This window comes from Virgibacillus sp. Bac330 (genome assembly GCF_003667845.1).
In the GTDB taxonomy this organism is placed as follows: Bacteria; Bacillota; Bacilli; order Bacillales; family Amphibacillaceae; genus Virgibacillus; species Virgibacillus chiguensis.
Genome location: NZ_CP033048.1, coordinates 2,789,912 through 2,807,149, shown reverse-complemented (window position 1 = coordinate 2,807,149; position 17,238 = coordinate 2,789,912). Strand labels below are relative to the sequence as shown.

6 protein-coding genes are annotated in these 17,238 nt (G+C 33.4%); 4 read left to right on the top strand and 2 right to left on the bottom strand.

The genetic code is table 11. From position 1 onward, the window contains the following. Positions 1-20 precede the first annotated feature (20 nt). Both D9780_RS12915 and D9780_RS12910 read right to left on the bottom strand, forming a co-directional pair. Complete coding sequence (locus D9780_RS12915) at positions 21-1,262, bottom strand: MFS transporter (protein ID WP_121640379.1); 1,242 nt, start codon at positions 1,260-1,262, stop codon at positions 21-23. Positions 1,263-1,518: 256 nt separating this feature from the next. Beyond that, positions 1,519-3,273: an ABC transporter substrate-binding protein gene (locus D9780_RS12910; RefSeq protein ID WP_162985872.1), complete on the bottom strand. Its 1,755-nt coding sequence runs from the start codon at positions 3,271-3,273 to the stop codon at positions 1,519-1,521. A gap of 271 nt (positions 3,274-3,544) precedes the next feature. Here D9780_RS12910 and D9780_RS12905 point away from each other — a divergent pair, with 271 nt between their 5' ends. From D9780_RS12905 to D9780_RS12890, 4 genes are all read left to right on the top strand, one after another. Next, positions 3,545-4,231, top strand: coding sequence for a 4'-phosphopantetheinyl transferase family protein (locus tag D9780_RS12905; protein WP_121640377.1), 687 nt, complete (start codon positions 3,545-3,547; stop codon positions 4,229-4,231). Positions 4,232-4,248: 17 nt separating this feature from the next. Continuing rightward, a complete protein-coding gene (locus D9780_RS12900) occupies positions 4,249-11,649 on the top strand; it encodes a condensation domain-containing protein (protein ID WP_121640376.1) in 7,401 nt (2,466 codons plus the stop codon). Positions 11,650-12,119: 470 nt separating this feature from the next. Next, positions 12,120-15,971, top strand: coding sequence for a beta-ketoacyl synthase N-terminal-like domain-containing protein (locus tag D9780_RS12895; protein ID WP_240458689.1), 3,852 nt, complete (start codon positions 12,120-12,122; stop codon positions 15,969-15,971). A gap of 14 nt (positions 15,972-15,985) precedes the next feature. Then, entirely contained in the window at positions 15,986-17,230 is a 1,245-nt protein-coding gene (locus D9780_RS12890) for an ACP S-malonyltransferase (RefSeq protein ID WP_073013000.1), read from the top strand. Positions 17,231-17,238 lie beyond the last annotated feature (8 nt).

Sequence of the window (17,238 nt, the reverse complement as noted above, 5' to 3'; positions counted from 1 at the left end):
CTGTACTAGTTTTTAAAGTTCTACGCAATGTCTTTTTTTGTTTTTAATCTATAATCCTGAACTGTCCATAAGAAACCCAGTATCCCAAGGCCGCCTATTAACAAAAACAGAACTGTCATCATAGCATTCGATAATAAAGCACTAACCATTAGGCCTAAACTACCTAATATTTGTCCTGCATCCATGGATAATCCGCTCACTGCTATATAAGAGCCTCTTGCATCTTTATTTGCCAATTGAGCTACATAGGTTGAACGAATAGGCTGGAAAAGAATTTCTCCTACAGTAGCTACTGCGATTGCAACTGTTAACAGGACTATCACGTTATTCCATGCTAAGAAGCTATAACCCAATACGTACATAAACAAGCCTACGAACAAAGTAGTATTCATATTTATTTTCTGAGCTATGTTTCCAACTATACCCGATGCTAAAATTACAATCATCGTATTAGTAACAATTAGAATGCTTAACATTTTGGGACCATCAATGATGAGTCCGAAAATCGAAGTATGAATATCTTCATTTAGACGAACAGCGATAAAGCCATATAGCTGAAATTCTAACGATAGAATGAGTAGTGTTGATACGCAAAGGACCATAAAACGAACGTCTTTTAATACTTTTATATAATCGGAAATAAAGCCTAAAATAACACCATTTTTCTTATCATTTTTTGGCACATAATCATCTTGAATCCATCCCACTGTTAACAAGAATGTAAAGATTGAGAGGATGGCAAATCCTAAAAACAGCTCAAATTTATGAGTTTGGAAGAATAAACCACCGAGGATGATCCCAATGGAGAATGCAAGATTGCTAGACCAATAGACAAATCGATACATTAAGGGCTGTTCTTCCTCTGAACTAACGTCTATTAGGAGTGCTTCTGAGGCAGGGTCGATAAATCTGCTGGTAATACTTAATAGAAAAAACATAAAAAAAGTAAGCCAGACAGATTCAAACCATGGAGAATTAGCAATAGCAATAATGACAAATGAAATTGTTTGAATTATACTTCCTGCTACCATGACTTTTTTTCTTCCAAACCGATCTGCAAAAGAACCCCCATACATACCAAATATGATCGATACAACGGTTGTCAATGTTAAAATTGCTCCAGCCCAAGCTATTCCTAGATTACTGGAAAAATAGATGGCCATAAAGGGAAATATACTCATTTCCGCTATATCCGAAACAAATGAAACAACCATGCGGATTTTAATATTCAAATGAAATTGTTTAAAATCAGATAAATTCATTACTTTTCTTCTCCTTCCCTCTTAATATTGTATATTGGAAATTAAGAAGGAAAAAGTGCAATGTATGTTTTTATATTTCACATTTTTTAGAGAATTTGTTTTTCTAAATGAGAAAAGTCCAACAGTAAATAAGCATGTAGTCCATACTCTAATCTACTAGCTATAATTATTATTAAAGGGGTATCCTATATTAAAAATACATCTTTCAAAAAATGCTTGTGATAATCATTATATTAGCTATTTATAAATTATAAGCTCATTCTTTTTTTATCCATAACTTCTGGAATATTGGCCAACCGTATCCGCTTATATGAATTCCTTGTAAATTTGATTGGAAGGTGTCCTGTTCAGATGCATGAACGGTAAAAATAATGGTGCCATCTTCTTTTAACTTTTCTTCAACTGCTTGAAATACTTGAAGAAATCCCTCAAAATTAGGCTGTTTTATTATAGCATTGAACCCTTTGTCTAATTCGTCAAGTTGAGAAGGACTAAGAAATCTACGAATTCCATATTCATTGCGAAGCAGTATTAGAATTGCTAACTCTATATTATCTTCAAACCCTTCTCCTGTGTAAACGGCATCAAAGGATAACATGAAATCTTCATTGTAAATATCCGCTAACTCAATTGGGTGAACTTTAACCTTAATGCCGATCTCCTTTAGTTTGTGTGCCATCCAATTGGCATCCTCTAAAAAATCTTCAAAACGTAATGCAGCTAAATGGATAATTTCACCTTTGTATTTCGATTTATTAAGAAGTTGTTTTGCCTTCATAGTCGAATGCTTCATGTTCTTGTAATCGCTCTTACTTGGAATAAAACTTGTGGAAGGTGCTTCTCTTGCTCCCCCCAAGTCCTGTACCATTTTTCGCGAATCAATCATTTCACTCACTGCCTGTTTAAAGAAACAGCTTTGGTGGGCACCTGACTTTTTCATGTTAAATATTAAGTAATTACTTCCATTATCATAAATGGTATAAGTTAATCCTTTCGTTTTATCTTTTCCTAGATTATCATGGGTAAAAAAATTCAATGGATTAAGGTTAGTTTCAGGTAGTTTCCACATTTGAATTTGGTCTAAAAAAGGTCTTCCTTGAAAATGATATTCAAAAGCCTTTAAAACAATTTTTTTATCATTCACAAAGTCAATTTTGAAAGGTCCCGTTCCTATAAGAATGGAGCTATTAATATCATATCCTATAGGGATAATAGATGTGAAAATAGCACTTAAAAAATTGGAAAATACACGATTCCCATCTTTTAAGTGAAAGGATATGATGTACTTGTTTTGAATCGTAATATCTTCTATCCCCTCCAACAACCATTTATTTGGAATATCTATTCCACCATTTATAAGTGATTGAAATGTCCATTGAACGTCATTACTAGTTAAAGTTTTTCCATCATGAAATCGAACCCCTTTGCGAATATAAAAGGTCCAAATGGAGTAGTCCTCGTTAACTTCCCATCCATGTGCAAGATGGGGTTCGATCGTTTTGCTAACAGGATTATAACGAACTAGTGTGTCAAAGACCTCATTTAGGATATGAGCCTCTGTAGCAATTGTTACAAAAAAAGGGTTCATATTATACATACTGTGTTGACATGGCATATGTAAAATATCATTCGTTTCCTCTTGATTCTCTATATGTTGAATACCAAATGCATTTTTAATCGTAGATAAAAGATTCTCTTTTAGGCTAGAGGAAAAATTACTTTGTTTTACAAAGTTTACTGCTTCTTTCACTTTCTCCTTTTTAACCAAATTTCCAACATGAAGAAGTGCTGCTTCGTCCAAAGGCTTTAAAAATGTTAAGGTTGATTTTTTGCCACGACCACGTTGACCTTTCCAAGCAACATACCCTTTTTCAATCCATTTTTGCAATATATAGTGAGCATTTCTAGAAGAACAGAAAAGAATAGCTGCTATTTCTTGTTTGGATATAAGTATTTTGTCCGCCTGTTGATATTTAAATTTTAAATCAATATAGTACTCTAAAACCTCCATTTGAAAACAAACCCCTTCAAAATATGAAAAATAAAATTTCATATTTCACTTTTTTCTTATTATTTTCCAATATACAATAAAACATAGATAATGAAAAGGAAAAAAATTACTTTCATAGCATGATTATACTATAATAAAGAAATTTCAGATTTTTTATAGTTATATTATATTAGGAATTTATTTTTTAATAGTTAGAACAAAGGCGCATTTGGTTGCGCCATAGCAATAAATTTTATGCTTTCTTATCTTATGAAAAAGTAGGGTGTGATATATGTTAGATATTTATCTAATCAAGTTGCCAACAAAAATACATAATTTTTCTCGTTTATTAAATGTTGTTGATTTAGAAAAAAAAGAAAAAATTAGATCTTTTGTTAGAATATCCGATTCTTATAGAACGTTGATTTCTGATTTGTTAGTTAGATATATATTGTCAAAAAGATTACATGTCAGCTACAATGATTTAACGTTTGGGTTAGGGGAATTTGGTAAACCTTTTTGTTCTTCTCATCATGTTCATTACAATATTTCACACTCCGGTGATTGGATAGTTATGGCAGTTGGAGAATTCGGGATAGGAGTTGATATAGAAAAAGTGAATAGATGGGATTTTGACGATATAGTACTAACATTTTTTTCAAGTATGGATATACAACATTATCTTCGAACTCCTGCTGCAGAGAGGAAAGAAACTTTTTTTGAAATATGGACATTGAAGGAGTCTTTTGTGAAAAATATGGGACTAGGATTAAATGTGCCTTTAGATCGGTTTTCGATATGGAAGTACAAGGAAGAAATATATATTAAACAAGACTTTGATGATAATGAGTACTATTTTAAACAATATGATGCTGTAGCTAACTATAAATTATCGGTTTGTTATAGAGATGATTCTTTTCCAAAAGAGTGCCAACTAAACGAAGTTAATATGGACTTGTTAGAAAATTTTTTTGTTTGATGATAGGAGGTCATTGAATGAGCAAATTAAAACCGTTAATCTTAAATCTGCTGAAAGAGAAAGAAATTTCAAAGAATGCTGCTAAAGAAATTATTCAATCTGTAAATGAAATATCGGAAACAACCGTTCAAAATGTAGACAGGAAGGTTGCAATTATTGGAATCTCGTCTGAGTTACCAGGAGCGAAAACATTTGATGATTTTTGGGAAGTTTTAATGAATCAGGACGATAAAATAACGGAATTAAACGACTCGAGAAAGTCGCTATGTAATAATTTTATTAAGAATAATCAGGAAAGATTAGAAATCTCTTCGGAAAAACCTTTTTGGGATGCAGCATGGTTAGATGATATAGAAAAATTTGAACCTGAATTTTTTGGTATCACGGAAGCTGAGGCAAAAGTTATGGATCCTCAACAAAGAAGGTTTCTTCAAATTGCTTACAACTGTTTTGAAGATGCAGGGTATGCTGGTGATAGAATGAAGGGGTCTAATACGGGAGTGTATTTGTCTGCTGCAATGACGAATTACGCTGAATCCTTTCTAGAATATACTCCACTGAGTGTTCCTGGAAATGTTCCTGCATTTATTGCATCTCGATTATCCTATATTTTTGATTTAAAAGGCCCTTCTTATGTTGTAAATTCTACATGCGCTTCTTCTATGTTGGCAATTCACGAAGCATGCGTTGGATTGATGAATAGTGATTGTGACACAGCTTTAGTTGGAGGGGTGAATATATTTCCTTTTCCAATTAATAGTAACAAACTATTTATGAATGCAGCGGGTATTATGTCCGAACAACAAAAGAGCAAGCCTTTTGATAATTCAGCTAATGGAATCGGAAGAGGGGAAGGAGTTATATCACTTCTGTTAAAGCCTTTAGATAAAGCGTTAGAAGATCGGGATCATATTCATGCTGTTATCTCTGCATCGAAAGTAAACAATGATGGGACTTCAGCTGGGATTACAGCACCTAACCCAAAAGCACATGCTGATTTGTTGCAAGGAGCTTGGAAATTAGCAGGTATAACTCCAGAACAACTTGACTATATTGAAACACATGGTACTGGTACATATCTTGGAGACCCAATTGAAATAAAAGGTATCGAAGAAGTAATTGAGCGGTATACAAATCGTAAACAATTTATTCCTATTGGATCAGTTAAAGGTAATATTGGGCACTTATTAGATGGTGCGGCTGGGCTATCCGGAATTATAAAAGCTATTCACGTTATGAAAAGAGGCGTGGTTCCTCCTACAGTTAATATGCTGGAACCAAATGAACATATTGATTTTGTTGATTCCCCAGTTTTTATTCCTACGACACCCTACTATTTGAGAGAAAACAAATATGATGAAGCTCCGATTAGAACCGGAATAAGTTGTTTTGGTTTTAATGGTACAAATGTTCACATTGTTTTAGAGGAGCCACCTAACATAGATTATAACATCCAACAAATAACAGACGGGCATAAAAAATATGTATTACCTATTTCCGCAAAAACGACCGAGTCATTAGAAAAGATTATTAATCGTTACGCATTCATAGATGAATCTGAGTTTCATTTACAGAACATTGCTTTTACATTATGTACAGGTAGAGAACACCATGTTCATCGATTAGCTATTATTGCAAGCAATACAAAAGAATTTGTGGAAATTTGTAAAGATTTATCAACTACCGACTTTGAAAATTGGACAAAAATTATATGTGAGGTAAACGTAGAAGATGATTTACTTCAACTAGCAAAGTCCTATGTAGACGGAGGTAAATGTAGTTGGCATAAACAATTTGGTAATACAACAATAAATAAGGTTTCATTACCGACCTATTCTTTTTATGAAAAATCTTATTGGACCAATAGTTTAATAAATCATAAACATGATCATGATACTTACCAACGGTCTAATCTGGAAGAAATTATTCATGTAGCTGAAAATATTTTGGAAATGAAAGATATCAAAAAAGAAGATAGTTTCATATCTGTAGGAGGCAACTCCCTATCAGGGTTACAATTTATTTCCCGATTAAAATCTAAATTTAAGAGTGAAATAGAAATGGAAGATTTATTTACTTCTTTTGCAGAAATAGAGCAGAAAATCTTTAAAACAGATGTTACGTCCATGAAAGATGTTCCCAAAGTGATGGTGAATGAGGATAAATTATTCCCTGTGTCCTATGGTCAAAAAAGGTTAAGTATTATTGATCAAATAACAGAACAGAAAATGGTGTATAATACGCCATTTGTCTTTAAAGTAGCTGGTCCTATTAACAATAATAAGTTCAAGAAAACTTTCGATTTATTATCAATACGGCACGAAATGCTAAGAACTATTTTTGTAAGAAGTGAATCGGAAACAAAACAGAAGGTATTGGACAAACCTAATTATTTATATGAGTTTAAAGACTTTGCATTATATAACAATGCGGAAGCAAATGCTTTTGCTCAAATTGATAAGTGGAAAGAAACTCCTTATGATTTGGAAAAGGGTCCACTGATTAGAGTATTAGTTTATAAAATTTCAGATAATGAAAGCATTTTCTCACTTATGATGCACCATATCATTATGGATGGCTGGTCGCTAGCTATACTATCAGATGAATTATTCACTTTATATAATAGTGATAATAAGGTAATGGATGAACTACAAAAAATAGAAAACACATATATTGATTATACGATATGGCAACATCAACTTATAGCAAGTGAGACCTTTGAAGAGCATGAAAAATATTGGTTAAATAAATTTACTGATGACCTTCCTGTTACAGAGATTGTAGGGGATAAAATTAGACCAAATATTTTTGAATTTACTGGAAAGCTAAAAAAGTTTTCTTTTAGTTCTAGTCAGGCAAGAAGATTACGCGAGTATGCTAGTAAAGAAGAAAGCACACTCTATATGTTATTGGTTTCTAGTATATTTAAGTTAATTAATAGTATGACAGGACAAGAGGATATGGTGATCGGTTCTCCAATTTCTGGTAGATTTAATGAAGCTTTGGAGAAAATAGTTGGTCTATTTACAAATACCATTCCGGTAAGGGTTAACTATAATTCTAAAGATGATTTTTGTACGCTTTTATCAAGCGTAAAAGAAGTTTTACTAGAGGATTTTCAGCATCAAGATTATCCATTTAATTTATTAGTTGAAAAACTACAGTTACCACGAGATGCAAGTCGATCGCCAATTTTTAATATAAATGTCGCACTACAGAACTTTAAATTCAAGAATACGGAAACCCATCTTGATAGTTATGAATTAACACCGATACTGACAGCACACAAAACAACGAAATGGGATTTAGAATTTGAATTTGTTGAAATGCCAGATGGTGAATTGATTTGTAATATAGAATATTACGATAAAATATATTCTGATGAATTTATCGATACATTAATTAACAATTATCATACTATATTGGATGATATTCTAAATGGAGAACAAATAATAGACTATAACATCGTGGATCATGGAAACAGTATAAAGGGAGAAACGGTTCACACAAAATATTCCTTTATTGAAATGATTCAAGAGAGTGCTAACAAATATCCAAATCATGTTGCAATTGAAGATGAGAATGGCACCGTATCTTATCAAGAACTCTTACATATAAGTAGGGGAATAGCTAGTGAACTTCAAAACATGGATTATCCTATTACTAGTACTTTGATCATTACTGAGAATAATCGTTACACAATAATGAGTATTTTAGCAAGTTTGTTAGCTAATGTTACCTTTGTACCTATTTCTCCTGATACACCTAAATCTAAAATTGAATCGATTGTTAAGCAAACAAATGCAGAATGTATTTTAACAGTGGAAAATTTCTACTCTCTAACTAACAAAATTTTATATGAAAGTAAAGATATAAGAGTAGTGAAGATCCTTGACTCGGATAAGCTAGAAGAATCCGCTATAGGTGAAAAAAGTGAATTGATGGACGAATCACTATGGAACTTTTTTGCCGAAGAACAAAAGACCGATATAGGGGCGAGTGGCTGGAATAGTAGTTATACAGGGGAGCCATTTAGTGATGTAGAAATGGATGAATACGTGACTAACGCAGTAAGTAAGATACTTGATCTCTTACCAAATCATTCAAAGGTACTTGAAATTGGCTGTGGTTCAGGATTGACAACATTTTCGTTAGCTGCACATGTAGATTCATATATAGCAACAGACTTATCCCCTTCTATTATTAATAGAAATAGGAATAAAGCAAAAGAAGAGGATATTAATCATATAGATTTTCGAGTAGCTAAAGCACACGAAATTAATTATAAAGGCAAGGATGTAGACGCTGTTATTATCAATAGTGTTGTACATTGTTTTCCAAATTATGATTACTTGAAAATAGTATTAAAAAATGCAGTAGAGTCCTTAAAAGAAGGTGGGTTTGTTTTTTTAGGAGATTTGCTACATTTAGATAAAAATAAGGATTTCCTAAGTTCATTAAGAACATATAAAGAAAATCATCCAAATAGGAACACAAAACTAGATTGGGAAACAGATTTATTTGTAAATGATTTTATATTAGAAAATATCGTAAAAGATATTGACGCAGATGTGGAATTGATAAGTTCAAATAAAACTTACACAATCCCAAATGAACTTAATCAGTATAGATTTGATGTGATCATAAAGATTAAAAAGAAAAATACTGGCGTAAAGGGAAAATCCTTAAATAGAATGTTAGGAAAAACCTCTGTACTAGAAAGTAAAGCTGGTAGTTTGGATAAGACAGTAAGTGACAAACCAGCGTATGTATTATTTACATCCGGAAGCACTGGGATACCTAAAGGGGTAGTAATCTCAAGGGGAAATCTTAATAACTACCTCACTTGGGCAAAACATTATTATTCTAATGAAAGACTATTAAATATGCCACTCTTTACATCTATTTCGGTGGATTTAACGATAACATCGATGTTTTTACCGTTACTTACTGGCGGAAAAATATTATCTTGTGAAGGTGAGATTGACCAAAAGTTTGAAAAGCTCACGAATATTAGGGAAAAGATATCGATTAAAGGAACGCCTAAGCAAATAAAACTTCTAATAGAGAATAAAAAGGAATTACCAGATATACAGAACTTTATTCTTGGAGGAGAAGCATTAGATGTATCCTTATGCAGAGAGATATATTCTAGATTTCCCAATTCCAGAATATTTAATGAATATGGCCCCACTGAAGCCACGGTGGGTACGATTATTCATGAAGTAACTAAAGAGGATTTCGTCTCTAGTTACATTCCAATCGGGATTCCAATCCAAAATACATCTATTTATATTGTTGATAATCAGGGTAATCTAGCTCCTCCTCATGCAATTGGAGAGATCGTGTTATCTGGGGAAAGTGTAGCGTTAGGTTACTTAGGTAACAAAAAGTTAACTAGAGAAAAATTTGTTCCAAATACAATAGAGTACTTGCAACCTGGTTATATCTATAAAACAGGTGATATAGGCCAAATACTGCCAAATGGTGAAGTGGTTTGTTTTGGGCGAAAAGATAATATGGTCAAGCTACGCGGACATCGAGTGGAATTAGAGGAAATAGAGAGGTACTTACGTGATTTACCAACGGTTCAAGATGCTGCTGTTCGTCTTCATACGAATAGCAATCAAGACGAAAGGTTATGTGCTTATCTTGTAACGAATAGAGAGATCAATCAAACAGAGATTGATAAACTACTTCTACAAAATATACCAGAGACCTTGTTGCCATCTCATTATGAAAAATTGGATTCGATTCCAGTTACTACAAGCGGAAAAGTTGACAGAGCTTCGTTACCTAAACCTAAAATAAAGAAGTTTTCCGATGATACTGAACATGATTTAGAGTTAACGAATTTGGAAAAAGAATTGTTAGAAATTATGAAAAGTATTTTGGGAGATGAAGAGGTTGGTGTTAATTCCGATTTCTTTAGAGTTGGTGGGGACTCCATAAAAGCACTAAGACTAATATCAAGGGCTAAAGAAAGAAATATCCCTATTCGAATTAACCAAATCTTTAACTTAAGGACTGTTCGAAAAATTGCGAAGGAGTCTAGCAAGCAGTATCTTCAATCCGAGAACAGACATATAGAAGCTAAAGAGATTCATCTAGCGCCAATGCAGAAATGGTTCTTTGAACAATCCTTTACACACCCACATTATTGGAACTTACTAATGACAGTAGAATTACCAAAGGATGTTAATCTAGAAACTTTACAAAACGCTTTTAGATGGATCATTTCTAAAAATGAAAGTTTAGTTACGTGGTTCGATCTGACTGATCATGAACCTAGAGCATTTGTAGAACCTGATCTTGCTAACAATTTTCAATTAGTTTCGAAGGATTTTAGAACAATATCCAAGGAGAAGTTGAAGAAAGAGATGGAAAAGGTGCAATTCACTTTACAACATGAATTCAAATTTGGAAAGGAATTACCTATAAAAGGGCTCGTTTCATTAACAAATTCTCAGCCATTATTAACTTTATTCGTACATCACTTAGTTGTAGATGGTATTTCTTGGAGGGTATTAATGGATGAATTAGAGAGAACATACTCCGATATGCTTGCTGGAAAAGATATCAATCGTGTATTCGTAGAGCCTTTTTCTAGTTGGGTTAATCGCCTAAGGAATATAAACGTAAGCAAAGAAGATACGGCCTATTGGGATAACCTGAACATTGATCATGTGCACCCTCTATGCGTTACTCCAGTGAGAGAGGATTATATTTTTAGTGAGAGATATCATACTATTAGTAAAATAGATCGTGATAAAACGACATTAATTCTGGGAGCGAAAAATATAAATGAGGATTTCCGTACAGATGCCATGATAGTAACTGCATTCTCAAAAGCATTTATGAAAGTCTTCGGGGAAAGAGATATATTATTTAATTTTGAAGGACATGGTCGTAATGATACAAAAATAGATTTAGATTTAAGTAACACGATCGGATGGTTTACAACGATGTATCCACTTCTTGTATCATCTAATTCTGAGTCTATATCGTTACTAAAATCTGTTAATGAGTCAATAGCGAATACCGGAAGCGGTATAAGTTATATGGTCGCTAGATGGTTTCAAGAAAGGAAAAGTTTGAAAAAAATAAATTCTAATATTTTGGTGAACTACTTGGGTGAGTTTGATAATGATATTGGCACACATACCAATATATCGAACGAAAAAGAAAGACTGTTTAAATATGCGGAAGATCTTCCACAAGCACCTGCAATTCATCCAGATAATAAATTAAATTACTTATTGGAGATAAACATTTATGTGTTAAATGGACAATTCACTATAAGTCTAGAGACGGACCAAGAGAAAATTAGTAAAAGTGAAGCTGATTTGCTAATTGCAAATTTCAGGGAATATATGGGTGAACTTGTAGATGAAGTAAAGAATGTTCAGAGAGTATGACCATGGATCGTTTTCAGCTTAGAAGTGTAGAGATAAAAAGTAGTATTTGTCTCATTGAATCTAGCAGTACATGTTAATGTTTAATACAAATATAAATTTCAGATTTTATCAAGGATATAAGGGGCTGTGAGACTCCCACTTCAAGAATGGGGAATGTTAGCTAACAAGTTTAAGCGGGAGATAACAGCACCTAAATCCCTTTTTGGGCAGAGGACTTTAGGTCATACCTTTTAGTACTAACAATTAGTGGAGGGTGATAGAATTTGAAGATTCACTTTATATATGTATCTTTACGTTAGTTTATTAAATTGGAGGGGCTTGGCAGATTAAATAGTAATGCATCATATGATTGCATTTTCTTTTAAGAAATAATATTACTGAATACATCGCAAGGAATCGACTTTTATGGTTGGTTTTACTTTTCATATTTCCTTAATAAAAACATCATTAAAACTTTGGGAGTGATAACCTTGAAACAAAGCAATATATCACGGAAAATACTGAGTCTAGTGGGTGACGAAAAACTGGATACCCAAATAGCACATGACTTATTAAATGAAGTCGAACAATTCCAATCTGAACCAATTGCAATAGTTGGAATGTCGTTAAAATTTCCCAATACTAACAATGTTGATGAACTATGGGACGGCCTTACTGAAAAGCGAGATTATATAACAAAATTTCCTCGAGAACGCTTTGATCTTGTTATGAACTCAAACAAAAAGCTTAGAAATAAGTATAGTCATATAGCTGGTGATATAGAGGGAGACAGCAGGTCATATGGATCCTGGTTAACGGATATAGAGCAGTTTGATCCTGACTATTTTGATTTGAGTGAGCACGAGGCTAAATTTATGGGACCATCCGAGCGGTTATTTTTACAAACTGCAATAGAGTCCCTTAAAAGAGCAGGTTATGGAGAAGAGGATTTAAAAGGTTCCAATACAGGAGTATACGTTGCACATACCCCGCACCCTGCTTTTGACTATTTACGACTGTTCGACGATGTTGATGAACGTGCATTTTTATCCAATATTCCAGCAAATCTTGGTTATCATCTGTCATATTCCCTAGATTTAAGGGGTCCAGTGATGGCAGTCAATACAACATGCTCGTCTTCTTTAACGGCAATTCACACGGCCAAAAATGCTTTGCGACAAGGAGATTGTGATTTAGCGGTAGTAAGTGGCGTTAATTTAGACTTATTTCCTTATTGGGAAAAGAACGCCCCTGATTATGTGGTCAGAAGTAATAACTATCGCTGTAAACCTTTCGATAAGGACGCGGATGGAATTATTGGGGGCGAGGGCATTGCTGTTGTTGTAGTAAAGAGGTTATCTGATGCGATTCGTGAAGGAAACCATATTCATAGTGTAATAAAAGGCTCTAGTGTTAGTAGTGATGGCATGTCAAACGGTATGCAAGTACCTAATCCAGATGCGCAGTCAAAAGCCATAGTTGCTGCTTTGGATGAAGCAGGATTAACATTTGACCAAATTAACTTTGTGGAAGCACATGGAGCTGGTACACAAGTTGGGGATTTAATAGAAGTTGAGGGGTTAAATAAAGCATATACAAAGAGGGCGAAAAAGAAGAAAGATTGCTACTTAGGTTCTATAAAATCTAATTTCGGTCATATGGGCGATGCAGCCGGAATTTCTGGACTAATTAAAGCTACACTTTCTATTGAAAAACGGATGATACCAGGGGTGAATCATTTTAAAGAAGTGAATCCAAAGATTGACTTAAATAACACAGCTTTTAAAGTGAGTGCTGATAATCAAGCTATTTCAGAGGCAGGTATATTAAGAGCGGGTGTTAATTCGATTGGAATAAGTGGAACGAATGTTCATGTTGTAATAGAAGAGTATAGGGATGACGACCTTCGTCAGGATATTCAAGTTGAACAAGAATTACCTTTATTAATCTCTAGTAAAACAAGACGTGCACTTTGGGAGCAATTAGGAGTTCTTTCCAAACACCTTCAACATAATAAGCACTACGCCATAGGAAGTTTAGCTTATACGCTCAATAATTGTAGAAATCATGAGAAATCAAGGGTATGTATTTTTGCAAAAGGGATTGAAGATCTAATAGAGAAAATTGGAAGGGTACTACATGTTAGAACCTTTGAGAAAGTCCCTCTTAACTTTTATCAACAGGGAATCTTCTTAGCTGACGAAGAAGAGACCCAGTTAGAAAGCATCAGGAACCTGGATCACTTTCTTCAGCAAGAAGATTCGTATACAGGATTAGTGAAGAAATACCTTGATGGAGATTGTGTGGATGATATATGTAAAAAACTTTTTACGCACCAAAAAATAGCTCCATTACCAGTAAGTATTTTCAATACAAAACGGATTTGGCCAGCAGATAAAGAGGTTTTGCAGGAACAGACGAAAGAATTATTTTATGAGAAGAAGTGGATTCACCATTACCTTGATTCAGGAAAAGATAATGTAAACATAAATGGAAAATGGTTAATTTTAATGAATGAAAATGATCCAATTCTTCTTGAATTAAAGAATATCCTTATAGAAAATGGGGCAGAAGTTATCGAAATTAATAAAGATAATAATTTCAGGAAAAAATCATCTGCTCAATATGGTATTAATATTCAATCAGAGGACGACTTTCAGCATCTATTTGAGGATATAGGTGCAGACGCACTCAAAGAATTAAAGGGAATAGTTCATGGTTTTACTTTAAAACCCTTTGATAAAACAATGACTAATAAAGAAGATATAGAGTTAACGCAAGAGGAGGGAGTATTTTCTCTTTTTAATCTAACAAAGATTTTATTTAGGTTTGATGTTACGCATCCAATTCAAATTAATACACTTTCTTCCCTAACTGAACAAGTGAATGAAAATGAAGAAGTTATTCCAGCAAGGGTTACATTATTTGGTTTAGCGAAAGTAATTTCACAGGAACAGCCAACGATTAGTTCCTTCTTAATTGATCATGATTTAATAGGAGATCCTATAGAAATCGCTAAACAGTTAGTAGAGGAATTACGTACACCAAAAGAAGTAAGACCAGAGTTAATAGCTTATCGAACAAATCAAAGATATACGAAAGTAATTGAAAGACAACGTGAGGATATAAAGGCTAATCCAATTACATTGAGAGAAAACGGGAACTATGTCATTGCAGGAGGTACTGGTTATTTAGGAGTACAGCTAGGAAGCTTTTTGAGTGAAAAAAATAAAGTGAATATTATTTTGTTAGCTAGAAATTTACTGCCTAACCGTTCTGAATGGGATGAAATTATTAATAGAAATAATGCGGATGATGAAATGCTCATTTATAAAATAAAGATGATCCGATCGATTGAGCAAAATGGTTCCAAAGTAAATATAATGAAATGTGATGTTACAGACGAATTTGCCGTTAAGAATACATTTACAATAATTAAAAATAAATACGGAGATATTAACGGAGCTTTTATGTTAGCGAAGCAGCTGTACCATTTATGGATAAAGGAGCTAAATATTAATCAGTTCAAAAAAGGGATTTACAATAGAGTTTTGAGCACTCATTTTATTGAAAGAGAGTTAGATACGAATACATTGGATTTCTTTATTTTATTCTCATCCATTTCTTCTTTAATGGGTACTAAATCGGCGAGTGAATGTTGTGCTGTAAATCAATATTTGGACTCTATGGCAGGTTATTTAAACCATAAAGGGATTAACGGTAATACAATTAATCTTACATTGATTTTAGATGATAAGAAAGATTTTGGAAATGATACAGCAATTCCTCCAATAGATTTTGTTGAATTCCAGAATGCACTAAAGTGTTTTTTTCAGAATGGTTACCAATGGAGTTTGGTTTCAAAATTTGATTTAGAGCAAGTTCATTATTTGAAACCAGTGTTAAAGATACCTTTTGGAGAAACGTTTTGGAAAGAAGTCGATGATTATCATTACGCCAAGCAAAAGGTGAATATGGATGTTCAAATAGAGGACGAAAGTATACAGAAAGAATTAAATAAGGAAGAGATCGAATTAATATTATATGATATTTGGGATAAAGTTTTGGGAGTAGTTGATGTTGGAGAAAGTGACAATTTCTTTAGTAGCGGAGGGAGTTCACTGAGTGCATTAAGATTTGTGCAACTGATGAATCAGCATTTCAAAGGAATAAATTTTGAGGTGCCTGATTTGTATAGTAACCCTACTTTTGAAAATCAGCTTTCCTATTGTGACCGTTTCTACAACGGTGCTGAGAAAGATGAATTAGACGATATACTTGAAGCTCTAACAAATGATGACATTTCCTCAGAGGAAGCACTTCATTTATTAAATAGGAAATGAAGGAGTGAAAAAAATTGAAAACAGCAATCGTATTTCCTGGACAAGGATCTCAATACACTAACATGGGAAGGTTTTTATATGAAAATCATAAGATCGCTAGAAGATTATATGACGAAGCTAGTGAGATACTTGGTTATAATCTTTTAGTAGCATGTGAAAATAAATCTGGGGAGTTAAATGATACTAATATTACCCAACCTGCAATACTAGTTTATAGTATTGCAAGTTGGGAGATATTTAAAGAGTTAAATCAAGTTGAGGAAATTTATTTTTCTGGCCATAGTTTGGGAGAATTAACTGCTGCTGTTTGCGGTGAGGCTATTTCATTCTCAGAAGCGGTTCAATTAGTTCAATTAAGAGCAAAATTAATGAGCCAATGTGGAGCAGATGGAGGAATGATGGTTTGTTTTGGTCTTAATTACACGGAAGTGGAGTCTATATGTAAAGAAGTAAGTACAAATAACAACCATGTAACTATCGCAAATTATAATATGAAAGACCAGCTGGTGCTAAGTGGGCATCAAGATGCATTGCATAGAGTGGCTGAAATACTTAATGGGCAAGGTGCTGTTACCAAGAAATTGGATGTTAGTGTACCTGCGCATAGTCAATTAATGCAGCCTGCAAAGGATGGTTTTCGTGAAGCATTAAGAAAAATTCAGAAGAAAGATAGTAAGTACCCCATATACTCATGTATTACTGGCGAACCTTACTTACATTCAAACGACATTGTTAATCAATTAAGCGAGCAACTAACAGAAGGTGTGCAATGGCCTGTAGTTATGGATAAATTGATTCGTGAAGGTATTAGCCATTTTATAGAAATTGGCCCTAAAACTGTATTAACCAAGATCATTGAAGCTGAATATCCAAATGTGTTTGTTTCCCCTTACAACGAAATAAATGGGTATCATACCTTATTTCATTCAGAAGCGCAATCCTACTCTATGAACGATATTATTTCGTTCTTACAAGCTAGTTTAAGAATCATAGTTGGGACCCCTATTAAAATAAAGATAGAGCAGTCGAAATTTGAAAAAGAAATACATGCCCCATTCATAGAATTGAGGCAGGAGTTAGGGAAATTAAAGAAAAATAATCGACCTCAAATTGATTCTATTTATTCGAAAAAATTATCTAACCAGTTCTTTTCTATTCTATTTAATAAGGGCTTTAATAGGGAAGAAACAGTGGACCTATTAAAATCATCTATTAGGGATAAAAATATCCTTGCAAGAATTCATAAACTATATATTTAAGAAGGGGG